The sequence below is a fragment of the Nocardia sp. NPDC050799 genome (assembly GCF_040654015.1).
Lineage (GTDB): Bacteria > Actinomycetota > Actinomycetes > Mycobacteriales > Mycobacteriaceae > Nocardia.
This window is the reverse complement of the sequence record NZ_JBFAHF010000001.1, coordinates 115,092-135,044: the sequence shown is the minus strand read 5'-3', so window position 1 is coordinate 135,044 and position 19,953 is coordinate 115,092. Positions and strand designations below refer to the sequence as shown.

Below are 19,953 nucleotides of genomic sequence, written 5' to 3'. Positions count from 1 at the left end.
CGATTGCATATCCGCGCACCAGAGGAGTCGCGTTGCCCCAGCAGGAACGCGCGGGCCTGACCGCGCTCAGCGCTGTTCTGTCACCACTGGAGGGCAGTGGTCCGAAGACGGAGGCCGTGGTCCAGCGGTTGTCCGCGGCGATCAGCCTCGGGGTGATGGTGGACGGCCAGCAGTTGCCGAGCGAGTTGACCCTCGCCGATCAGCTGGGTGTATCGACGATGACATTGCGGGAAGCACTGGCCGTCCTCCGGGAGCAGGGCATCGTCCGCACCAAGCGAGGACGCGGGGGCGGCAGTTTCATCTGTTCGTCCGCGGAGGTCCTGGAACACACCGCGTCGGCACGGTTGCAGCAGATGAGTCTCGCGGAATTACGTGACCTCGGGGATGCGCAGTTCGCCATCGCCGGCGCGGCCGCGGTATTCGCCGCCCGCCGCGGCGGCCGGGCCGATATCGCCCGGCTCCACACCCTGACCGATCGGTTGCGGGCGAGCACCGAGCCGGTCGCGGCCCGGCGGGCCGACAGCCGTTTCCATATCGAGATGGCCGTGTGTGCGCAGTCCACCAGGCTGACCCGCGCCCAAGTCGACCTCCAGGCCGAGCTCTCCGCACTGATCTGGCTGCCGCGACTGGAGCTGGATCCGGTCGCCGAGGCGTCCGTCCACAGCGACCTGGTACGTGCCATCGAACGGGAGGATGATGCCGAGGCCCGGGAACTGGCAGAATCGCATAGTGAATCCCGCATCCGTCGACTCGTCGCCCTACGTATGGAGCTCAGTGATCGATGACGGACAATCCAAGACCTCCGACCATCGAGTCGCTCGCTTCTGTCGTGGCAGAGCTGGCCGAGCAGATTTTTCTGTCGCTGACCACGATAGGAACCGCGCTGACGCGCGTATGGGACGAGGTCACCGCGAACCGGCGATCCACCCCCCGTTCAACCGATCTGGCGCGGCTGCGCGAACCCATCGCCCATGAGCTCGAGCAGGCCGGCGACCTGTTCGACGGGGCAGGTGTGGTCATCGCCGACGGTGTACTGGCCGACCGGCCGCGGTTCCTGGAGTGGTGGCAGGTGCATTCGGCACACCGACCCCAGCGGCTGAACCCCGAGCTGAACCCGCTCAGCGAATACTTCTACGACTACACCCAGATGGACTGGTATGTGATCCCGCGTGACGAGCGGCGCCGCTGGGTGCACGGACCCTATATCGATTTCGCGTGCACCGACCAATACGTGTGCACGTTCGCGGTGCCGGTCACCGCCGCGCCGGGACAGTTCCTCGGAATAGCCGGGGCCGATGTGCCGGTCGGCGCGATGCAGGAGGTCCTGCTTCCCCGGTTCCGCGCCTCGGGCCCCGCTCTCGTGCTCGTCAACGACGAGGGTCGCGTCCTGCTCGCCACCGATCCCGGGCTCCCCCCTGGATCCAGGACCGGCCGCGTCGGCTGGACCGGCACCGGGGTGCCGATCGACGCGCTTCCGTGGTCGCTGTGCCGGTTGGAGGGCACCACCGCGCACTGAGACGGTCCTCGCTGCGGACCGGCAACGAAGCGGTGACCGGGATCCGGACGTAGGCGTCAGCGCTCGTTCAGACGTTCAGATACTCCAGCAGCTGCTCGTGGAGCAAGCCGTTCGACGCGGCCGCGCTGCCACCGAGGGGGCTCGGATTGCCGTCGAGACCGGTGAAGCTTCCACCCGCCTCGGTGACGATGACGGCGCCGGCGGCCATATCGCCCGGGGAGAGCGCCGGGTCGGCGCAGACGTCGACCACCCCCTCGGCGACCATCATGTAGGGCCAGAAATCGCCGTAGGCGCGCGTGCGCCAGACCGCGCGGGACAGCTGCAGCAAGCCGTTCAGCCGGCCGTGCTCCTCCCAGCCCGTGAGGGTGGAGTACGCGAAGGACGCGTCCGGCAGTTTCGACACCCGGGACACACCCAGGCGGGATGCCGAGGAAAGACTACGGCCGGTGAAGGCACCATGGCCCTGTACGGCCCACCAGCGGCGGCCCAGCGCCGGCGCCGAGACGACGCCGACGACGGGCCGGTAATCACCCCCCGACACCTCCAGCAGGGAGATCTGCGTGGCCCACACCGGGACACCGCGCGCATAGTTCTCGAGGCCGTCGATGGCATCGACCACCCAGCAACGGGGGCCGGTGCCGTCCAGGCCCTGCCCCGCACCGAGCACCGCGTCGCGGGGGCGGGCACGCTGGAGCTGACCACGGACCAGCTTTTCCACCGCGGCCTGGGTATCGCTCCATCGGGCCATATCCGGCTTGGTCTCGATATCGAGGTCGAGAGCCTTGAAGCGGTCCATACTCGCCGCGTCGGCGGTGTCCACGAGCACATGGGCGAAGCGGAGGTCGTCGAGATGGTCCTGCATATAACGAAGCTATCCGCACCGAACGGACAGTGCCAGCGGGCCGCACCCGCCGCGAGCGGCGCACCCGCTACCTCCGCTGTGGCTGCGACCTCGAAATGTTCAGCGACCCAGCCGCTTCGAACACTCGGCCATCTCCTCGATCACGAGATCCACGGAGGTGGCGCGCCGACAGCACGATCCGGTCGGCGCCCAGTCCGCGGGCCCGGTCGAGCTCCGCCTCGTCCAAGCGCCGCAACGCGGCTCCGAGCACCAGGGAGATCTACGCCGTGTCCCGCTCGGCCCGAGCGGCCGCGGCACGCATCACGCCGATCGCCGTATCCAGTTCCTCGCCGGCCGTACCCAACGGCTGGAACCCGTCGCCCAGCCGGCCGGCCCGCCGGCCCCGCCGGGCAGCCGGGCAGCCGGGGCACTGTGACCCCCGATGTACAGCGGGACACCGGATTCCCGGAGCGGTGCGGGCCCGTCTCCTCACACACTGTGTCCGGGGCACCGCTCATCGAGTCCCTGACTACCCGCGACGACCGCGGGGAAACCGGCGGCGGCCGACGCCGACTGCCCGGGTACACGAAATACGAGTCATCGAAACGGGTTCCGCCCGGGCATGCCGGGCCGGGGCAGGCTACGCGGGGGCGACGGTGCCGCGGTGCCGGAAAGCGGCCGGGGTCTCCACGTGCACCCAGCAGCCGCTCGCGCCGTCGCCCAGGGCGGCCAGCGGCGGGGGCAGGAACGACGGCGGCGCGAATCGCACGTCGGTGCGCTGCGTCGCCGTGGTGACCACAGCGGCCTGTTCGGGGCCGCTCCATTCGCTGACCCACAACCCGCCCACGATCCACACCGGGGGTGTAGCGCCATCGGCGAGTGTGACCATCACCGGATCGCCCACGTATTCACCCCACACCACCCACCACCGGCCCGGAGTGTTCGAGGCGATCGGACCCGACACGCCGACGGCCATATCCGCGCGCCCCGACCACGGCCGCCACAGCAGCTCGTCCGCGCCGGCCTCGGTCACGATCTCGCCGCCCGGCTGCGGCTGTGTGACCCGGAAACAGCGGTCGGTGCCGCGCCACTGTAATCGCATCCCCGACAGCGGTAGCACTTCCGACTCGAGATTCGACTCGTGGTATCCGTTCGCCATCACGGCTCCTCACTGCTGCGCTGCTCCGCTCCTGTAGTGCCCCGGAGCGCCGACACCGGCCGTGCTACCCGCCCCTCCTGTTACTAAACCGTGACCAGAAGGAGGGCTGTCCCGCTTCCTGGCGCCGCGGCAATCGTCGACCGGCTGCGCCCCGGCCCTCGCGGTCACCGGGCCGAAACGCCCGACGGAACGCAGTGCCGTAGCGCGCGACACTCAGTGCGGCCCGGTCCGCACCGCAAGCTCCACCGCGGTCGCCACGCCATCGGTCCAGGGCTCCCCGTGGCTCGGCAGCACCGACCGCGCTCCTGTATCGGCCAGCGCGGCCAGCGAAGCCAAGGCCATGGGACTGTCGGCGGTGGCCGCGCCCGCCACGATCTGCGGCCCCTTGCCGCCGATATAGGGATCCAGGGTGACCAGCGCATCACCGGAGATCACCACATCGCGCTCGGGCAGGTGCAGGGCGCAGTGACCGAGTGACCGAGGGTATGGCCGGGCGTGAACACCACCCGCGGCCTGCCCGGGACCGGAAGCCGCGAGCCGGCCTCCAGGGACAGGATGTCGTCGAGCCCCCGCACGACGAGCGCCCCGGCCAGGGCCATTTTCCCCAGCACCGCCAGCGAGCGCGGGTATCGGAGCGGATATCGGAGCGGATTGCGTTCACGCTTGTACCGGTGCGGATATGCTGCCAGCGCGCGATCACCGTCATGAGCGAACACGAGCACACTCCACCTGTCGCGGGCACGTTTGGCCGAGCCCACGTGGTCGAAGTGCGCGTGCGTGAGCAGGACGGCGCGCACCTCGGCCGGGGTGCGCCCGATATCCCGCAACGCGGCGGTGATGTGGTGGAAGGTCGCGGGCAGTCCGGTGTCGACCAGCGTGACACCGTCCTCGTCCTCGATCAGATACACATTGACATCGGCGTGCTCGATCCGGTGTATCCCGTCGGCGACCTCGCGTCTCACCATCCGGCCGGCCTACCCGGCCGGTCGCGGCGCAAACCGCCGTCCGGTCACCGTCGGACCTTCCGGTCCGCGACGCTCCTGACGGCGACCGGGCCCGTCGGCCGCCGGAGGAGCCGGCGGCCGACGGGAGTTCACGGAGTGTGCGAGTCGGCCGATTCGTCCGATTTCCGTCCACCGGCCATATCGCGGACTTTGCCCGTGGCCGCGGCCGCCAACCCGGCGGTCTTCTGGCCTCCCGGGCCGGACGGGGTGTGCGGGTGGGGGCGGGTACTCCCTGGCCCCACCGGTGAGGTTCAGGCGGGACCGTGTTGTTCGTGGGTGAACGGTTTGCTGCCCGCTACCGCGGGGCTGCCCTCGGGGTTGGTGGCCGAGCCCTGGTTCTCGCGGTGACCGGTACCCAGCCAGTCCCGCACCGGGTCGGCGACGTATTCCCATTCCACGCCTGCCGGCCACGGCCCCTGCCCTTCGTTCCACGGTCCGCGGGCGCTGCCGTCACCGTTGGACATGTTGAACGCCACGTTCTGGAAACGGTCGTCGCCGGGCAGCGCGCCGGGCGGGAAGTTGACCGGGAGTTCGTTGAGGGCGGCGGTGAACTGTTGGAAGTGCGCCACCTCCCGGGACATCAGGAACGACAGGGTGTCCTGCACACCGGGGTCGTCGGTGAACTGTTTCAGGTATTCGTAAACGATCTTGGCGCGCGATTCCGCCGCGAGGTTGCTGCGCAGATCCACCGACGGCTCGCCGTTGGAGTTGACATAGGCCCCGGTCCAGGGGACGCCGGCGGAGTTGCCGACATCGGGGCCGCCACCGCGCAGCGCGAGGAACAGCGGATCGGTCGCCACCTGGTGGATCGCGTGTTCTTTCCCATCGGCCGAGGCGACCACCGGCATCCAGTCGCAATGCTCGTTGGCCTGTTTGAGGTCGTCGTTGAGGCCGTCGAGGAGCATCGTGATCATATTGCCGACGATTTCGAGGTGGCTGAACTCTTCGGTGGCGATATCCATGAACAGGTCGTACATCTTCGGATGTTTGCGGCGCAGCACGAAGGCCTGGCTGAAGTACTGCATCGCGGCCTTGAGCTCCCCGTTGGCACCGCCGAACTGCTCCTGCAGCAGGGTGGCGAACCGCGGGTCCGGGCGCTCCACCCGCACCTCGAATTGCAAATCCTTGTGGTGGATGAACACACGCGCTCCTCATGGTCGGCGCCGTGGTCCGTGACGTCTACCCGGGACCGTGGCGGGGAAACAGCAAGGAAGGAAGGTCGGCGAAAAAGGCGCCGGTGCGCACTCGGAGGATCGACACGCGCAAGACACGATCCGAGTCGCCCGGTCGCCGGACCGGTGCGCACCGTCGAACTCGGCCGCATCGCATCCCTGAGCCCGATGCTCACGGTAGGCGAACTCCGACCATCCGGCCGGGACATCACGGGTGCGTGTTCGGCTCCGCCGCCGCGTGCGAGGGTTGCGGCCCCGGGTGAGTCATCGAACGCGGCACGAGAGTGACCGGGGTCTCGGGGGCCGGTATGCGAACGGGCCGTGGTCGTGGCGGGAAGTCGGTCAGCCCGTAATCGTGCACGATCGGTATGCCGTAGCGGTGCTCGAAAGCGGTTCGCAGTTCCGGGCCGATTTGCGCGGTACTGCAGATGGCGATCCGCACCGACGAGATATGCGGTCGTATCCCGGCGGGCAGCTCCGACAGCTGCCGGTACACCGCCGGGGCCGCCGCGAAACAGGTGGCGCCGCTGGACTCGATCCGGTCGAAGAATGTCGTGGGATCGAACGGGCCGGCAATGGTGGCACGACCGTCGGCGAGCAGCGGCGCCAAGACCCCCAGGACGATGCCGTCGACATGAGACAGCGGCTGGATCGACAGACTGTGGTCGGTGCCGGTGATCGCGAAGATCTCGATCGCCAATCGGCACAGCGCGTTGAGGTTCATATGGTCGAGCACGGCAATCGTCGAACCGTCCCCGGATCCCCCGACGGGCACCAGCAGTGCCGGTGCGTCGTCACTCACCCGCGCCGGCTCGGCAGTGTCGAGATCGGCTGCGGTGAGCCTGTCGGCGGAAACGACGGAGCGCACCGGGTCGGCAGGGGCCGAGTCGTGCGCAACGATCAGAACCCGGGCGCCCGCGCGGGCCATGCGACGGCCGGCTTCTCCGGCGGGTAACGCCGGATCGAGCGGGGCGACAGCGGCACCCACCCGCCACGCGGCGAAGAGGGTGACGACGAAGTCGGCGGTATCGGGCAGCATGACCGCGAGCACGTCACCGGTCGATACACCGGCGGCGCGCAGCGACGTCGTCGCCCGCCGCACGACGTCCAGGAACGCGGCATTGTTCAGTTCGGTGCTGACGTCGGAGACGGCCGCGGCGTAGGGAGCGAGTACCGCACGGCAGTCCGGGAGTACTGCAAGGTTCACAGGCGATCCTCAGGGCAGTGGTCCAGGTGTCGTGCGTCCACGGTAGGAATTTGCGGCCGCCGGGTCGCCGTCGCGCGCCGATGAAGTACACAGCGGTCTTTGTCTCCAAAGAACAAGCGGATGGACGGCTCCTGCGAGCGGCGGTGCCGGAGGTACGGTTGACGGTGTGACGACCGCACGTCACTACACCGCGTACGCAGACCGCTTCATCGCGGCGACAGCTGCCCGGATGAACGAACGGGTGAGCGAGATCAGCGCGGCCATCCGCACCTATATCGAGGACGATATCGCCGATCTGCGCCATGATCCGCAGACCGGCGACCTGCTCGGTGAAAGCGTCGAAGCGAATATCGCCACTGTGCTGCACGCCCTGCGCTACCGCCTCTCCGTCGCCGATATCCAGCCGGCGCCCGCCGTCGTGGACTACGCCAGACGCTTGGCCCAGCAACGCGTTCCGGCCAACGCCCTGGCGCGCGCCTACCGGATCGGACAGCGCCGGCTGACCGAGATGGTGTTCGCCGAATTGGACACGATGGCTATCCCGCTCGCCGAACGGATCAGCGTGGTCGAACGCATCACCCCGACCTTGTTCGAATACATCGACCACATCACCGAACAGGTCCTCGACATCTACAGCGACGAGCGCGAACAATGGCTGGAAGGTCAGAACAATATTCGCGCGGTGCGAGCACGTGAGGTGCTGGACAGTCGCAAGACCATCGACGTCGACGCGGTCACCGAGGCGATCCGCTACCCGCTGCGCTGGCACCACCTCGCTCTCATACTTCGGTGCCCCGCCGGTGAGGTCGACAGCGAGACGGTCTCGGATTCGCAGCGGTTCGTCCGCGAACTGGCCGACGCCCTCGATACCGCGGCGAACCCACTGGTCATCGCCGCCGACCGGATCAGCGTCTGGGCGTGGCTGCCCTACCGGTCCGAGCGGACGGGCCTGGTAGCGGCGATACGGAATTACGTATCCGGCCGCCGCGACACCCCGGATATCGCGATCGGCATCCTCGCCGCCGGTATCGACGGCTTCCGCCGCTCCCACCGCAGCGCGCAACGCGCCTGCTCCGTCGCCCTGGCACACGGGCTGCCCACTCCCAGCGTCATCGCCGCCGACGACCCCGGCCTGACAACTGCGGCACTGCTCGGCGGCAGCGTCGACGAGGCGCGCTACTGGGTGAGCGAGGTACTCGGCGACCTGGCCGGCGACAACGAGCACGACGCGCGACTGCGCGACACGCTCCGGGTGTTCCTGCGCGCCGGATCCAGTTACAAGGCCGCCGCCACCGAGCTGAATCTGCATTCCAACTCCGTCAAATACCGGGTCGGGCGCGCCATCGCGCGACGCGGCCGCCCGATCGCCGCCGACCGGCTCGATGTCGAGCTGGCCCTCCTGGTGTGCTACTGGTACGGCCCGCCGGTCTTGCGGCCGGAACCGACCCGGCAACTTCCGGAGCCGATCAGGCGCGGTCCACCTCGACCATGAAGAAATCGGCTTTCGCCGCTCCACAATCGGGGCATGACCAGTCGTCGGGAATATCGTCCCAGCGGGTACCGGGCGCGATACCGTCCTCGGGCCAGCCGAGCGCTTCGTCGTATTCGAAACCGCATTGCACGCACTGGAACACTTTGTATCCGGTGGTCATATCACTGTCCTTTCCTCGGTACGGCCGGTTCGAAATCGACCTTTTCCCGCACCCCGCAGTCCGGGCAGCACCAGTCGTCGGGAACCGCCGACCACGCCGTGCCCGCGGGGAAACCTTCGCGCGGTGCGCCGGTGGTCTCGTCGTAGCGGTAATCGCACACCGGGCAGGAGAAGACGGCCATCAGCCCGCCACCCCGTAGCGGGCGAGCACGCGGTGCCGCTTGCTCGGCTGGATGTTCACGCGCGTGATATCGCCCCGGTAGTGGGCCAGCACGCGGTGGTCCATCACTTTCCGCCACAGCGGCGGGAAGTAGGCCAGGGTGATCATGCCGGCGTAGCCGGCAGGCAGTTCGGGCGCACCGTCCATACTGCGCAGGGTCTGGTAGCGGCGGGTGGGCGCCGCATGATGGTCGCTGTGCCGCTGCAGGTGGAAGAGGAAGATATTGGTGACGAGGTGATCGGAGTTCCAGCTGTGCTCCGGCGTGCACCGGACGTAGCGGCCCGACTCCGTGCGCTGCCGGAGCAGGCCGTAGTGCTCGAGGTAGTTCACGGTCTCCAGTAGCGAGAATCCGTATACGGCCTGGAGCAGCAGGAACGGTAGCACGCCCGGCCCGAACAGCACGGCCAGCGCACCCCACAACACCACGGTCATCGCCCAGGCATTGAGCACATCGTTGCGAACAGTCCACGGGCCCTTACCCATCCGCTGCAACCGCGTGCGCTCCAGCGCCCACGCCGACCGCAGCCCGCCCCATACGCTGCGCGGCAGGAAACTCCAGAAGGATTCCGCGAACCGGGCGCTGGCCGGGTCCTCCGGGGTGGCGACCCGGACGTGATGACCGCGGTTGTGCTCGATGTAGAAATGCCCGTAACCGGTCTGCGCCAGCGTGATCTTGGACAGCCAGCGTTCGAGTTCGTCCTTCTTGTGGCCGAGCTCATGGGCGGTGTTGATACCCACGCCACCCATGACGCCGACGGTGAACGCGACCCCGATCTTCGGCCACAATCCGAGCCCGCCCTCGATACCCAGCCAGGACAGATCCGGTGCCGTCCACAGGTAGGCGGCGAACACCAGGCTCGTCAGCTGACAAGGGATGAAGGCGTAGACGCACCAGCGGTAGTAGCGATCGTGCTCCAGCTGCTCCATCACCTCCTCGGGCGGGTTCTGGCCGTCCGGCCCGAAGAACCGGTCCAGGATCGGCAGCAGCACATAAACCAGCAGCGGTCCGATCCACCACCACACCGCCGCCGGCCGATCCCAGCCCAACTGGTGACACGCCCACACCAGTACCGCGGCCAGGCCGAGCGAGGTGGGCGCCACCAGACCGAACAACCACAGGTACCGCTTCCGGTCACGCCACTGCGGTGTCACCTCGCCGTGCGAACTCTGCTCGGACGTCGTCATCGTCGCCCTCCTCACTTCCATGCGGCCGCCGCTCCGGACGGGCGCTCGGTCGGCGCGTAGCTCACCGGCACCGGCCTTTACACTTTCTCGATAAGTGTATTAATTACATACACAGCATCTGCTTCTGTCAATAGAGGAGCATTCACGCGCGTGATGTAAGGTGATTGCCGTGGCTGACGCGCCGAACTTCCAGAACGAGATGCGCCGACTACTGCGGGAGCGGGTGATCGATACCGCGCGCGAGTTGGTCTGCACCGAGGGGTGGGGCGCGGTCAACATGTCCCGGGTCGCCAAGGAAGTCGGGGTGAGCCGCCCGGTGCTCTACAAGGAGATCGGCACCAAACAGGATCTGGCCGAGGTCGTCATCGCGGGAGAACTCGACTCCTTCCTCGCCGGCGTCACCGAAACCGTCACCGCCGAGCCCGGCGACCTACTCGCCGGAATCACCGCCGCCGCCGAATACACCCTGCGCACCGCGGCCGACAACACCTTGCTCAAAGCGGTACTGGCCGGCCGCTCCGGGGCCGACACGACCTTGCTCCCCACCCTGATGACCGAGCCCGAACCCGTCCTGGGCCGGGCCACCGCCGCGTTCGCCGCCATCCTCCGCGCCCGGTACGCCCTCGACGCGTTCGGCGAGCCGGAGATCGACACCCGGGTCGAAGCGGTGGTGCGGCTGGTACTGAGCCACCTCTTCCAGCCCGCCGGGACCATCGACCGCGCCGTCGCCCAGATAGCCCTGGTCGCGGGGCCACTGTTCCACCACGAGCCCTAGGGACGAAGCCGACCCTCGCCGAACGACCCGGCCCGGCGGCGCCGGTGCCGCGGAAGTGACGGGGTCCACATCACAAACAGGTATACCCCCGGTCATTCGACCGTGGTCGAGACCACCCGCGCCGAGCACGCTGGAGAAATCCGACGTCTCACTCCGCGAAGGTCTCCATGTACCCCTCCGATCCGAACCACACCGGCACCAGCGGCGACGTGGGCGTTCCGCCCTCGGAAGACATACTGATGATCCGCAGATGCGCACGGTGCGACAGACTGTACGCACCGCTGACCGTCGACTGCGCGGCGTGCGCGTCCGACAGCCTGGAATGGGTGCCGTCCAACGGCGCCGGTTCGATCCTGTCGTGGCGGGTGGTCGACCGCGGCGTCATCGGCGGGCGCGGGGAGACGACGCCGCTGACGGTCGCCGTGGTCGAACTCGACGAAGGACCGTGGGTCTACACCTCGATCGAAGGCAACATTCCACTGGTCGCCGTCGGCCCGGTGCGGGTGCGTTTCCGGCCGCGGCCCCGGGACGGCAGATTCCCGGTTTTCACGGTCGCCACCGAGACCCATACCCAGGGCCACCGCACCGCCGACCGCTCGGGAGGCGAACATGCCCGCACCTGACCGGCCGCATACCGACTTCTCCGTTGCCACCCCCTGGGTCCGGACCGCACTACGGCAGTGCGCTGCCCTGGACGCCACGAAATCCTTGCTTCCGGGGACGAAGCCGATGCTCGTCTTCGCGATCCGCTGGGCTCCGTTCGGCGGCGCCACCGCCGAGGAACTCTTCGTGAATTTCGGAGTCACCCGGCAGCAGTTCCTGCGGATGATCGGTGCGGCGCTGGCCGCTCGACGGTCCGACGACCCGCGAACGTCTCAGCTGAAACAGCACCTGCTGATGTTGCAGACCCAGGCCTGGCGACCGGACCGCGACGCGGGATCGACGCCGGTGACCGCGAGGCCGAACGGAGATCACCTGTCGTGAACCCGGCCGCCCGGCGCCGCGGTACCGCCGTCGATAGTGGCCTCTCCACCGCCGCCTCGCCGGCAATTCCGCCCTGGAGGGCGATTTTCCGGTGGTAATCGGAACGACGATCTTCGCGGCCGTGATTTTCGTGCTGCGCAACCCCCACGGTCGACGTCGTCACCGGACTCCGCGATCCGGCCACGCGCCGAGACGCCATCGGCCGAGGAAGGTGTCGGTGGCGGTGGATCTCGAGCAGTGACCTGCGCGGATCTCGGTGGCGCCGAGGCATCCGGCCGGCTCGCCGCGCTAGGGTTGGGGCCGCTGGATACCGGGCGCCGCCCGGACGGCCGTCGACAACGCTCGCGAGGAGTGCTCATGGGTTCTGCTCGGTCGGTGCGCGATTCTCTGTCCGCGATGGTCGCGGTGCTGCTGGGTGCGACCGGGTGTGTGTCCGTGGTGTCCGCCGCCCCGGAACCCGTCGATCAGCGGCCGAACGTGGTCGTGATCCTCGCCGACGACCTGGATTCGGCGACCACGCCGGTGTGGCAGGCGATGCCGCGGACCGCCACCCTCATCCGTGACCGCGGGATGGAGTTCACCGACGCGTTCGCGCCGATGCCGATCTGCTGCGCGGCCCGTGCCTCCATACTGACCGGCGAGTACGGGCACAACACCGGTGTCCTCACCAATGCCGGCGAAGTCGGCGGCTTCGAGACCTTCCGTGCCCGGGGCAACGAATCCCACACCATCGCCACCGCGCTGCACGGCGCGGGCTACCGAACCGGGATGGCCGGCAAGTACCTCAACGGGTTGGAGGACGACCCCGCGCACATCCCGCCAGGCTGGGACGACTGGCACGCCGGAGTCGACAATTTCCTGTACTCCGGCTACAACTACACACTGAACGAAAACGGTACCTTCGTGAAATACGGTGTGGCGCCGCAGGATTACGAAACCGACGTGATCCGCGCCAAATCCGAGCGGTTCATCACCGACGCCGCCGCCGCGGGACAGCCGTTCTTCTGGTACGCCGCCTCCACCACTCCGCACTTCCCGATTCCGCCCGCGCCCCGGCACCTGGCCGAGACCCGGCCGACAGCCGCGCCGCGGTCACCGAACTATCAGGAGCCCGATGTATCGGACAAGCCGTCGTGGCTGATCGATACCGCGAACCCGCGGGCGGCGACCATCACCGTGACCAACGATCCCGACTACACCAATCGGCTCGGGGCGCTGAAATCCCTCGACGAAATGGTCGCCGGGATCGTCGAAACCCTCGACCGCACCGGCGAACTCGACAACACCTATCTGATCTTCACCTCCGACAACGGTTACAGTCTCGGCGCGCACCGGCTGACCCAGAAGATGGCGCCCTACGAGGAATCCATGCGGGTGCCGCTCGCCGTCACCGGGCCCGGAATCCGGCCCGGCCGCGGCGGCGCCATGGCCCTGTCCATAGATCTTGCACCGACCATCTTCGACTGGGCCGGCCTCTCGATCCCCGAGCGGGTCGACGGCCGCTCGCTCACCCCCGTGCTGGCCGGCGAGACCGCCGGGTGGCGTAGCGATTTCGTCGCCGAGTACGGGGGCCCGGGCGGCGAGGGCCGCGACGGCATCGCCCAGGAACAGATCCCGGGCACCGACACTCCGCTCATCTACACACTCGATATGCCGTCCTGGAGCGCCGTCCGCACCGACCGCTACCTGTACGCCCGCTGGTACGAACGGGAACGCCCGCTCGACCAGCGCGAATACGAGCTGTACGACCTGCGCACGGACCCGTACCAGCTGACCAATCTCATCAAGACCGCCGAAGGACGCGCCGCGCACGCCGACCTGGTCGCCACCCTGGACCGGCGCCTGGCCGCCCTCACCGCCTGCGCGGGGGTGACGTGCCGCTGACGGCCGGATAACGGTGGCCTCGATCGATCGGATCACTCAGCTTTGCATCAGGCCCGGCCACACTGCAGGTCCGTAGTGGCCAGTGGCCGCGACGCATCCACCGTTCCGGATTTCTCAGGTCGGCCACTTCCCGGTCATGCGGTGGTACGCGAGTACCCCGGCACGGTCGACGGATGCTTTGACCAGACCGAACACCGCGCCCTGGAACGCGGCCGCGAACAGGACCTCGCGCCAGCCGTAGTCGGGAGAGGTCGCCGCCGGAGCCTCGTCCTGGCCGGCGGCCCGGCGCCAGAGCTGACGGAACACCGCGTGCGCCGCGATCCCGCCGAGTACCCCGGCCACGGTGCCGATCGGCTTGTACAGCAGGTTCATGATTTCCTGCCTCGCACGAGCAGCCACGCCACCAGCGCGGCGGCGAGGGCCGCGGTCACGGCGGGTACCGGGTAGCCGCGCAGCAGTTCCGCCGTCTTCCGGCCACCCGCCGCCACCGGCTCGGGTGTCCCGGCTTCGGCCCGTTCGAGGAGCTTATGCGCCTGCGCCTGCACCTGACCGGCGCGATCGCGGACCGTACGCTCCACCTCCCCGGCCCGGTGCCGTACCTCCTCGGCGGCGTGGTGGGCGGTGTCCTGCGCACGCGCCCGCACATCGAACTTCCCGGCGAGTTCGTCCACCGTCTCCCGAAGTTCCTCCCGGACCTGGTCGCGGTCGCGTCGCAATGCGTCCCGGTCGTCGTCGACGGATCGTCCTCCGTTCTCGGTCATCGCTACCTCCGGTGGGTGACGGTCTCGATATCGGCGCGCGCCCCCGCCAGGGCGTCCGTGGGCACAGGCGGCGCGCTCGCCGTGATATTCCGCTTCCCGAGCCAGGTGAGGGCGGCCCCACCGGCGAGCAATACGGCGCCGACGATCAGGGCCGCGGCCCACCCCGGCAGAGCCAGCGCCAGCGCCAGGACCACGGCCGCGATCACTGCCGCACCGCCATAGAAGATCAGCAGGCCACCCGCGCCCGCGAGCCCGGCACCTTTGGCCACGGCGCTCGTCTTTTCCTTCATCTCCAGCCGGGCCAGGCGCATTTCGTCACGCACCAGCCTGCTCACCTGGATGGTGGCCACATCGACGAGTTCGCCGACCGACCGGTCGTCCCCTGACTGCCGCGTAGGCGGCTGTGCCGTCCGAGTCATGTGCTACCTCCTGTCCGCCGGGCGGATACCCGCCGGACCCCGGGCCAAACGGACACCGCCATCGGGCGGAATTCGGTCGGGCCCGCGGCCGGGCGCCCCCTAGCCGCGGGCCGCCCGGTTCACGCGAGTCAGGACCGCATGCAGTTCCTCGAGGTCGTCGAGGCCGACACCCAGCCGTTCGACCACTGCCGGCGGGATCTTCTCGGCCTCGGCACGCAGTGCCCGGCCGGCGGGCGTGAGGTCGATGACGAGGTTGCGTTCGTCACGAAGGTCGCGAGTGCGGGTGAGGTAGTCCAGCGCCTCGAGACGCTTGAGCAACGGGGACAGCGTCGGCGAATCCAGTTGGAGCAGTTCGCCGATCTCCTTGACCGACAGCGGGGCACCGCCCCAGAGGGCGAGCATCACCAGGTACTGCGGATGGGTGAGCTTCATCGGCTCCAGCAGCGGGCGGTAGATCGCCAGCACGGCGCGGTTGGCCAACGCCAGAGCGAAGCACACCTGCCGCTCCAGCCGCAGCGGATCCTCGATCGTGCCGTCCATGGACACCTCCTCGGAGATCGGATGATACGTGCGTGCCCGCCGAGGCGGGCCGGGGCCGACAAATAAGTCGTGAGCTAATCGTTAGTGTACGATACATTATCGGACAACTGGATCGGGTGGGTCGTCCGATCGACCACCCGGAGTCGAGGAGCTGCCGATGCCCGCACGAACAACACCGACCCCCGTGCAGCGGATCCGCTATATCTGCGGCGAATCCTTACCGGCCCCGCTGACGGACTGGGTGCTGGAGGACCTCACCGGCCCCGGAGCCACCCGGCGCTATCTGCTGCGCTTCCTGGTGCCGGTGATCGCGCCGCTGTGCCTGCTCCTCCTGCTGCCCGGGCCGCTGTGGATGCACCTGTCCATGATGGGGCTGCTCTACATTCCGCTCGTCTACTTCACCGTCGCGCTGCTCTACGTCTACCGTCGCCACCGCCTGATCCAGCACGGTCTCGACCCCGACCTCGCGGACGTGGCAGACCGACGCCGGCGCGCCGGGGACCGCCTGGCCTACGAGCGCCGCTACGGCAGAGCGGCCTAGCGACGGAGACCGCGTGGCAGGCCCGGCAAGGGCTGATCACCTGTGGTGAAGCGGGACCGGTGCCGTGTCGAGTTCGCGCACCGGGCGACCACACCCACCGCCACCGCACCGCACTCCCGGGCGCCCGCCGGACGTCCGGAGGCGGTCAACCGGTGACGGCGGACGGCACCGGCGCCCACCGTGCCGCCCTGGTGGCCCGCCACATCCGGAACAGGTAGACCGGTGTCGGTGGCACCCAGCCCAACTGCTGGGCCATACCGAGATCGTCCCGATTCGCCCAGTGCTCCCGCACCGTGCCGTCGGCGATCCGGAACCAGTGTGTCTGAGTAACGGCGAACGATCGGCCGGTGGCCGGGAATGCCTGTTCGGGAACGCCCTGCCCGTCGTAGACCACGAAGGTGTCGATCTGCCGGCCGGACATGGTGGTATGCACGGCCGCGATGTCCTGGGACGCAGTGGCCTCGTGGATCTTCCAGCGCAGATCGGCGTAGGTCCGCCGCAGCCAGATCGCGCTCGCGTGAAAACCCGCCGGGCCGGCTGCACGGCACTCGGGCGGTTCGGCGGCGCTCTCCCGATTGAGCGCCTCCGGGTGGAACACATCCTCGAAATCGGTACGCGAGCCGTCGGCCATGATCAGGACGGCACGGGCGGCCAGCTGCGCAAGATCCGACGGATCATGAGCCATGACAACTCCCCCAGGGTGCGGGACGACGCCCCGATTCCCGGAATGTTACCCGGGCACACGGGGTTCGGGAAGGCCGCGACCGCGCCGCTGCCGTGGCAATACCCGGCCGGACCCCCCCGGTTCAGCCGGTGCGCTGCGACCTCAGCGGCTCGGCGATATCTTCCAGCGATTGCCGCTCGGCAAACCCGGGCAGCCGCCAGGGTCGGCGAATCCACTGGTGAGAGCGGCACGCCGCGGGTATACGGGCGCTATGGCGACGACGTTGCGGCGCACTGTGCCCACCCACCTGCTGTACTTCTTCGTTCTCGGTGACGTATTGGGCGCCGGGGTATACATACTGATCGGCGATATCGCCGCGCAGTCGGGTGGTGCGGTGTGGGTGCCGCTGCTCACCGCGCTCGTACTGGCCTGCCTCACCGCGGGCTCGTACGCGGAACTGGTGACCCGGTTTCCGCGGGCGGGCGGCTCGGCCCACTACGTGACCCGGGCGCTCGGGCCGGCCGCCGGCGCCTTCATCGGCTGCTGCATGCTCGCCGCGGGCATCGTCTCGGTCGGTGCGCTGGCGCGCGGCTTCGCCTCGGATTATCTGGCCGAACTGATCACCCTGCCCACCGCGGCCGTCGTCGTGCTGTTCCTGGGCGCACTCGCACTGCTCAACATCCGCGGCGTCAAGGAATCGCTCGGCGCGAATGTGGTGGCCACGGCCGTCGAGGTGGGCGGACTGCTCCTGGTCATCGGTCTCGGCGCCTGGGTTCTCGTCCGCGGCGACGGCGAGCCGGGCCGGCTCGTCGAGCTGGGCACCGCCGAGCACGGCGCGGTCGGGGCGACCCTTGCGGGCGCGGTACTCGCCTACTACTCGTTCGTCGGGTTCGAGACCTCGGTGAACCTGGCCGAGGAAGTACGAGATCCGCGCCGGGCCTACCCGCGAGCACTGTTCGGCGCGCTGCTGACCGCGGGTCTGGTGTACGTGCTGCTCGGGGTGGTTGCCGGGGCGGTTGTGCCCACCGAGGTGCTGGCGGAGTCGAGCGGTCCGCTGCTGGAGGTGGTCCGGGCGGCCGGCGGGGTGCCGGAACGCCTGTTCGCCGTGATCGCGCTGGTGGCGGTCGCCAACGGCGCACTGTTGACCGGCATCATGGCCTCCCGGCTCGCCTACGGGATGGCCCGCGACGGTCTGCTGCCCGGGACCCTGGCGCGGCTGCTTCCGCGCCGCCGGACCCCCTGGGTGGCCGTACTCGCGACCACGGCTCTCTCGCTGCTGCTGGCGCTGACCGGTGAGATCGCGGCCCTCGCCGAAACCCTGGTCCTGCTCCTGCTGGTCGTGTTCACGGCGGTCAACGCGGCCGTGCTCCTGCTGCGCCGGGAACCGGACGGCACGGGCGCGTTCCGGGTCCCGACTGTGATCCCCTGGCTCGGACTGGCGTCCTGCCTTTTCCTGTTCACGCGGATCGACGGTGCGGTGTGGCTGCGCGGACTGATCCTGCTGGGCCTCGGTCTGCTGGTGGGCGGTGCGCAGCTCGTCCGCGCGCGCCGGACCCGCGAATCCGGGCCGGTGCGTGCCGAAGTGGCCGGCGCCCCGAGTCCACGGCAGGAGCGCTAACCCAGCTGCCGCTGCGCCGTCCTACCCGCTGCCGGCCGCGGGCCGGCATACCGCTACGCCCCGGTCGATCGTCGCACGAACGCCCGGGCGCTCGCTCGGTATCCGCCACGCCGCGGTGGCTCGGGTCCGACGCCGCCGGTTCCGGCCCGGCGGATGGGCGTTATCAGGTGGCCCGACGGGCACGGGCACGCCGTTTACCCTCGTGCATCGCCTGGACCCGGGGGACCGGGATCGTATGCCCCTCGGCGACCAGATCGGCCGGAATCACCTGCGGTCCGGGCATCGCCGCCGACCAGGGGTCGGTATCCGCCAACAGGGCGGGCACCGTCCGTATCGTGAAGTCCGCCGGCGTCACCTCGTCGAGGTCGGCCCAGGCCAGCGGGAACGAGACGGGCACACCGGGGCGGATCCGCGGGCTGTAGGCCGCGACGACGGTCGCGCCGCCGGTACGGGTCGGGTCGAGGAAGACCTTGCCCCCGCGGTCCTCCTTGATGAACGCGGTGGTGGCGAACCCGGGGTCGAGGCGCTCGGCCCGGGCGGCGATCGCCCGCGTCGCCGCGGCCGCGTCCTCGTGGCGGGTACCCGGCGCGATCGGCACGAACACGTGGGCTCCCTTGGCGCCGCTGGTCTTCACCGCGCCGGTCAATCCGGCGTCCGTCAACGCCGTCCGGATCAACTGTGCCGCCTCCGCCGCGTGCCGGAAGGACTGCCCGGGTGACGGGTCGAGGTCGAGGACGAGATGCGTCGGCCCCGCTGCGGGGTCGGAAGTGACCAGAGTCGGATGGTATTCGACAGCGCGCTGGTTACCGAACCACAGCAGGGTCGGCATATCGTCGCACAGCGCATAGGAGATCTCGCGCCGCGAACTCTCCGCCCAGACCGTCGTCCGCCGGACCCATTCGGGCGTGTACTTCGGCAGGTTCTTCTGCATGAACGGCTCCTGCCCCGGCCGGACGCGGACCACCGACAGCGGGCGGTCCCGCAGTACCCGCACCAGGCGCTCCCCGACCGCCTCCAGATAGTCCAGCAGGTCTCGCTTGGTCGCCTCGGCGCCGTCGAACAGCGGCTGATCCGGATTCGTCACCGGGACCCCGCGGCGGACCTCGTCACTGGTCATCGCCTCACCATGCCCGCCGGCGGCATCGGGGTCAACCACGGGCCACCGCCGCGGCGGCAACCCGGACACACCGCGCTCCCGGTTCCCGGACCCCACGGCCACAACAGCGCGGGACCATATTTCGGTTGCGGATCGCGCGCACGATCCGGATCGTTGCCCTGTGCCACCACGAACCCCGATACCGGCTCCGCCCGGCTCCCGACTACCCGAAGAACGCCCGGGCCTCACCGGCTGGCGGCGCCGGCACGCCCGGCGCTCGTCGAACGCCGCCCGGCCGATCCCGTCCGGTAAGCAGTACCGCCGCAAGCAAAAGCACTCGAAACACCAGGATCCCGACGCCCGCCGGTGACGGCGGGCCGACCGGTCCGCGAAACATCCGGTGCCGCAATCACGATGTCCGGACAACGCGCTTTCCCATTTCCCGGCACATCGGAGCAGCTATGAGCGACACCGCCCAGCGCGACACCCTGTGGATGCGTGAGGACCTGCGACACGCCTGCCGGCTCCTCGGGCTCGACGACCGGCACGGCGCCTGGATCGCCCGCGAATTCGCCCCCTGGGCGGCCGGATATCTGGCGCGCCGGGTGACCCTCGAACTCCGCTACCGGGACGCCGACGCGGCGTGAAGTCCCGCCGATTTGCCGAATTCCGCCCGATCGGCTGTGATCGGGAAACGTGAGCGGAAACGGCAGCGT

General features: G+C 69.2%; 25 protein-coding genes and 1 pseudogene. 10 read left to right on the top strand and 16 right to left on the bottom strand.

Annotated elements, in window-relative coordinates; translation table 11 throughout:
* Positions 1-32 precede the first annotated feature (32 nt).
* Complete coding sequence (locus tag AB0H42_RS00695; RefSeq protein ID WP_357047674.1) at positions 33-785, top strand: GntR family transcriptional regulator; 753 nt, start codon at positions 33-35, stop codon at positions 783-785.
* Positions 782-1,516, top strand: coding sequence for a cache domain-containing protein (locus tag AB0H42_RS00690; RefSeq protein WP_357047669.1), 735 nt, complete (start codon positions 782-784; stop codon positions 1,514-1,516). The genes AB0H42_RS00695 and AB0H42_RS00690 overlap by 4 nt, the downstream gene beginning before the upstream one ends.
* Positions 1,517-1,583: 67 nt before the next feature.
* Here AB0H42_RS00690 and AB0H42_RS00685 read toward each other — a convergent pair whose 3' ends face one another.
* The 7 genes and pseudogenes from AB0H42_RS00685 to AB0H42_RS00655 form a co-directional block, all read right to left on the bottom strand.
* Positions 1,584-2,378, bottom strand: a complete 795-nt coding sequence (locus AB0H42_RS00685; RefSeq protein ID WP_357047666.1) for an inositol monophosphatase family protein — start codon at positions 2,376-2,378, stop codon at positions 1,584-1,586.
* A 99-nt stretch (positions 2,379-2,477) separates the two neighbouring features.
* Positions 2,478-2,837 (bottom strand): annotated as a pseudogene (locus tag AB0H42_RS00680) (LLM class F420-dependent oxidoreductase); the annotation flags it as partial.
* Between the two features lie 160 nt (positions 2,838-2,997).
* Positions 2,998-3,516, bottom strand: a complete 519-nt coding sequence (locus AB0H42_RS00675) for a hypothetical protein (protein ID WP_357047663.1) — start codon at positions 3,514-3,516, stop codon at positions 2,998-3,000.
* A 213-nt stretch (positions 3,517-3,729) separates the two neighbouring features.
* On the bottom strand, positions 3,730-3,951 hold the full coding sequence (locus AB0H42_RS00670; protein ID WP_357047660.1) for a hypothetical protein: 222 nt from the start codon (positions 3,949-3,951) through the stop codon (positions 3,730-3,732).
* Positions 3,948-4,481 (bottom strand): MBL fold metallo-hydrolase, encoded by a 534-nt coding sequence (locus AB0H42_RS00665; RefSeq protein WP_357047657.1) that lies wholly within the window; start codon positions 4,479-4,481, stop codon positions 3,948-3,950. Before AB0H42_RS00665 ends, AB0H42_RS00670 begins: the two co-directional genes overlap by 4 nt.
* A gap of 290 nt (positions 4,482-4,771) precedes the next feature.
* Entirely contained in the window at positions 4,772-5,662 is an 891-nt protein-coding gene (locus AB0H42_RS00660) for a manganese catalase family protein (protein WP_357047654.1), read from the bottom strand.
* Between the two features lie 238 nt (positions 5,663-5,900).
* Positions 5,901-6,899, bottom strand: coding sequence for an AMP-binding protein (locus AB0H42_RS00655; RefSeq protein ID WP_357047651.1), 999 nt, complete (start codon positions 6,897-6,899; stop codon positions 5,901-5,903).
* Between the two features lie 166 nt (positions 6,900-7,065).
* On the opposite strand from AB0H42_RS00655, the gene AB0H42_RS00650 reads away from it, so the two are divergent.
* Positions 7,066-8,391: a helix-turn-helix domain-containing protein gene (locus AB0H42_RS00650; RefSeq protein WP_357047648.1), complete on the top strand. Its 1,326-nt coding sequence runs from the start codon at positions 7,066-7,068 to the stop codon at positions 8,389-8,391.
* On the opposite strand, the gene AB0H42_RS00645 is transcribed toward AB0H42_RS00650, so the two are convergent.
* Genes AB0H42_RS00645 through AB0H42_RS00635 form a run of 3 tightly spaced genes read right to left on the bottom strand, consistent with a single transcriptional unit; the run spans position 8,366 to position 9,955 of the window.
* Positions 8,366-8,551 carry a rubredoxin gene (locus AB0H42_RS00645; RefSeq protein ID WP_030525002.1) on the bottom strand — a complete coding sequence of 62 codons (186 nt, stop codon included), beginning with the start codon at positions 8,549-8,551 and terminating at the stop codon, positions 8,366-8,368. The two genes, AB0H42_RS00650 and AB0H42_RS00645, sit on opposite strands and share 26 nt — an antisense overlap.
* Before the next feature lies 1 nt (position 8,552).
* A complete protein-coding gene (locus AB0H42_RS00640) occupies positions 8,553-8,732 on the bottom strand; it encodes a rubredoxin (protein WP_357047645.1) in 180 nt (59 codons plus the stop codon).
* Positions 8,732-9,955 (bottom strand): alkane 1-monooxygenase, encoded by a 1,224-nt coding sequence (locus tag AB0H42_RS00635; RefSeq protein WP_357047642.1) that lies wholly within the window; start codon positions 9,953-9,955, stop codon positions 8,732-8,734. Before AB0H42_RS00635 ends, AB0H42_RS00640 begins: the two co-directional genes overlap by 1 nt.
* A gap of 169 nt (positions 9,956-10,124) precedes the next feature.
* Between AB0H42_RS00635 and AB0H42_RS00630 the strand changes: the two genes are divergently transcribed.
* From AB0H42_RS00630 to AB0H42_RS00615, 4 genes are all read left to right on the top strand, one after another.
* On the top strand, positions 10,125-10,730 hold the full coding sequence (locus AB0H42_RS00630; protein ID WP_357047639.1) for a TetR family transcriptional regulator: 606 nt from the start codon (positions 10,125-10,127) through the stop codon (positions 10,728-10,730).
* Between the two features lie 167 nt (positions 10,731-10,897).
* Positions 10,898-11,353, top strand: a complete 456-nt coding sequence (locus AB0H42_RS00625; RefSeq protein WP_357047636.1) for an OB-fold domain-containing protein — start codon at positions 10,898-10,900, stop codon at positions 11,351-11,353.
* Positions 11,340-11,714, top strand: coding sequence for a hypothetical protein (locus AB0H42_RS00620; RefSeq protein WP_357047633.1), 375 nt, complete (start codon positions 11,340-11,342; stop codon positions 11,712-11,714). Before AB0H42_RS00625 ends, AB0H42_RS00620 begins: the two co-directional genes overlap by 14 nt.
* A 357-nt stretch (positions 11,715-12,071) precedes the next feature.
* A complete protein-coding gene (locus tag AB0H42_RS00615; RefSeq protein WP_357047630.1) occupies positions 12,072-13,598 on the top strand; it encodes a sulfatase-like hydrolase/transferase in 1,527 nt (508 codons plus the stop codon).
* Between the two features lie 114 nt (positions 13,599-13,712).
* On the opposite strand, the gene AB0H42_RS00610 is transcribed toward AB0H42_RS00615, so the two are convergent.
* The 4 genes from AB0H42_RS00610 to AB0H42_RS00595 form a co-directional block, all read right to left on the bottom strand.
* Positions 13,713-13,970, bottom strand: coding sequence for a DUF4235 domain-containing protein (locus AB0H42_RS00610; RefSeq protein ID WP_357047627.1), 258 nt, complete (start codon positions 13,968-13,970; stop codon positions 13,713-13,715).
* Positions 13,967-14,359: a DUF3618 domain-containing protein gene (locus AB0H42_RS00605; protein ID WP_357047626.1), complete on the bottom strand. Its 393-nt coding sequence runs from the start codon at positions 14,357-14,359 to the stop codon at positions 13,967-13,969. Before AB0H42_RS00605 ends, AB0H42_RS00610 begins: the two co-directional genes overlap by 4 nt.
* Positions 14,360-14,361: 2 nt before the next feature.
* Positions 14,362-14,778, bottom strand: a complete 417-nt coding sequence (locus AB0H42_RS00600; protein WP_357047622.1) for a phage holin family protein — start codon at positions 14,776-14,778, stop codon at positions 14,362-14,364.
* A gap of 99 nt (positions 14,779-14,877) precedes the next feature.
* On the bottom strand, positions 14,878-15,318 hold the full coding sequence (locus AB0H42_RS00595; RefSeq protein ID WP_357047619.1) for a MarR family transcriptional regulator: 441 nt from the start codon (positions 15,316-15,318) through the stop codon (positions 14,878-14,880).
* A 157-nt stretch (positions 15,319-15,475) separates the two neighbouring features.
* On the opposite strand from AB0H42_RS00595, the gene AB0H42_RS00590 reads away from it, so the two are divergent.
* Positions 15,476-15,859 (top strand): DUF5313 family protein, encoded by a 384-nt coding sequence (locus tag AB0H42_RS00590; protein WP_357047616.1) that lies wholly within the window; start codon positions 15,476-15,478, stop codon positions 15,857-15,859.
* A 145-nt stretch (positions 15,860-16,004) separates the two neighbouring features.
* On the opposite strand, the gene AB0H42_RS00585 is transcribed toward AB0H42_RS00590, so the two are convergent.
* Positions 16,005-16,544 (bottom strand): ester cyclase, encoded by a 540-nt coding sequence (locus tag AB0H42_RS00585; RefSeq protein ID WP_357047613.1) that lies wholly within the window; start codon positions 16,542-16,544, stop codon positions 16,005-16,007.
* 250 nt (positions 16,545-16,794) lie between these two features.
* Between AB0H42_RS00585 and AB0H42_RS00580 the strand changes: the two genes are divergently transcribed.
* On the top strand, positions 16,795-18,141 hold the full coding sequence (locus AB0H42_RS00580; RefSeq protein ID WP_357047610.1) for an APC family permease: 1,347 nt from the start codon (positions 16,795-16,797) through the stop codon (positions 18,139-18,141).
* A 163-nt stretch (positions 18,142-18,304) separates the two neighbouring features.
* Here AB0H42_RS00580 and AB0H42_RS00575 read toward each other — a convergent pair whose 3' ends face one another.
* Positions 18,305-19,258 (bottom strand): ATP-dependent DNA ligase, encoded by a 954-nt coding sequence (locus tag AB0H42_RS00575; RefSeq protein WP_357047607.1) that lies wholly within the window; start codon positions 19,256-19,258, stop codon positions 18,305-18,307.
* Between the two features lie 440 nt (positions 19,259-19,698).
* On the opposite strand from AB0H42_RS00575, the gene AB0H42_RS00570 reads away from it, so the two are divergent.
* Complete coding sequence (locus AB0H42_RS00570; RefSeq protein WP_357047604.1) at positions 19,699-19,884, top strand: hypothetical protein; 186 nt, start codon at positions 19,699-19,701, stop codon at positions 19,882-19,884.
* The last annotated feature ends 69 nt before the right edge of the window (positions 19,885-19,953 follow it).

Coding starts and splice junctions, on each gene's coding strand:
- AB0H42_RS00580 (WP_357047610.1), top strand. CDS start 16,795: ATGGCGACGACGTTGCGGCGCACTGTGCCCACCCACCTGCTGTACTTC.
- AB0H42_RS00585 (WP_357047613.1), bottom strand. CDS start 16,544: ATGGCTCATGATCCGTCGGATCTTGCGCAGCTGGCCGCCCGTGCCGTC.
- AB0H42_RS00645 (WP_030525002.1), bottom strand. CDS start 8,551: ATGACCACCGGATACAAAGTGTTCCAGTGCGTGCAATGCGGTTTCGAA.
- AB0H42_RS00625 (WP_357047636.1), top strand. CDS start 10,898: ATGTACCCCTCCGATCCGAACCACACCGGCACCAGCGGCGACGTGGGC.
- AB0H42_RS00620 (WP_357047633.1), top strand. CDS start 11,340: ATGCCCGCACCTGACCGGCCGCATACCGACTTCTCCGTTGCCACCCCC.
- AB0H42_RS00605 (WP_357047626.1), bottom strand. CDS start 14,359: ATGACCGAGAACGGAGGACGATCCGTCGACGACGACCGGGACGCATTG.
- AB0H42_RS00590 (WP_357047616.1), top strand. CDS start 15,476: ATGCCCGCACGAACAACACCGACCCCCGTGCAGCGGATCCGCTATATC.
- AB0H42_RS00615 (WP_357047630.1), top strand. CDS start 12,072: ATGGGTTCTGCTCGGTCGGTGCGCGATTCTCTGTCCGCGATGGTCGCG.
- AB0H42_RS00675 (WP_357047663.1), bottom strand. CDS start 3,516: ATGGCGAACGGATACCACGAGTCGAATCTCGAGTCGGAAGTGCTACCG.
- AB0H42_RS00575 (WP_357047607.1), bottom strand. CDS start 19,258: ATGACCAGTGACGAGGTCCGCCGCGGGGTCCCGGTGACGAATCCGGAT.
- AB0H42_RS00685 (WP_357047666.1), bottom strand. CDS start 2,378: ATGCAGGACCATCTCGACGACCTCCGCTTCGCCCATGTGCTCGTGGAC.
- AB0H42_RS00570 (WP_357047604.1), top strand. CDS start 19,699: ATGAGCGACACCGCCCAGCGCGACACCCTGTGGATGCGTGAGGACCTG.
- AB0H42_RS00665 (WP_357047657.1), bottom strand. CDS start 4,481: ATGGTGAGACGCGAGGTCGCCGACGGGATACACCGGATCGAGCACGCC.
- AB0H42_RS00635 (WP_357047642.1), bottom strand. CDS start 9,955: ATGACGACGTCCGAGCAGAGTTCGCACGGCGAGGTGACACCGCAGTGG.
- AB0H42_RS00690 (WP_357047669.1), top strand. CDS start 782: ATGACGGACAATCCAAGACCTCCGACCATCGAGTCGCTCGCTTCTGTC.
- AB0H42_RS00595 (WP_357047619.1), bottom strand. CDS start 15,318: ATGGACGGCACGATCGAGGATCCGCTGCGGCTGGAGCGGCAGGTGTGC.
- AB0H42_RS00600 (WP_357047622.1), bottom strand. CDS start 14,778: ATGACTCGGACGGCACAGCCGCCTACGCGGCAGTCAGGGGACGACCGG.
- AB0H42_RS00610 (WP_357047627.1), bottom strand. CDS start 13,970: ATGAACCTGCTGTACAAGCCGATCGGCACCGTGGCCGGGGTACTCGGC.
- AB0H42_RS00640 (WP_357047645.1), bottom strand. CDS start 8,732: ATGGCCGTCTTCTCCTGCCCGGTGTGCGATTACCGCTACGACGAGACC.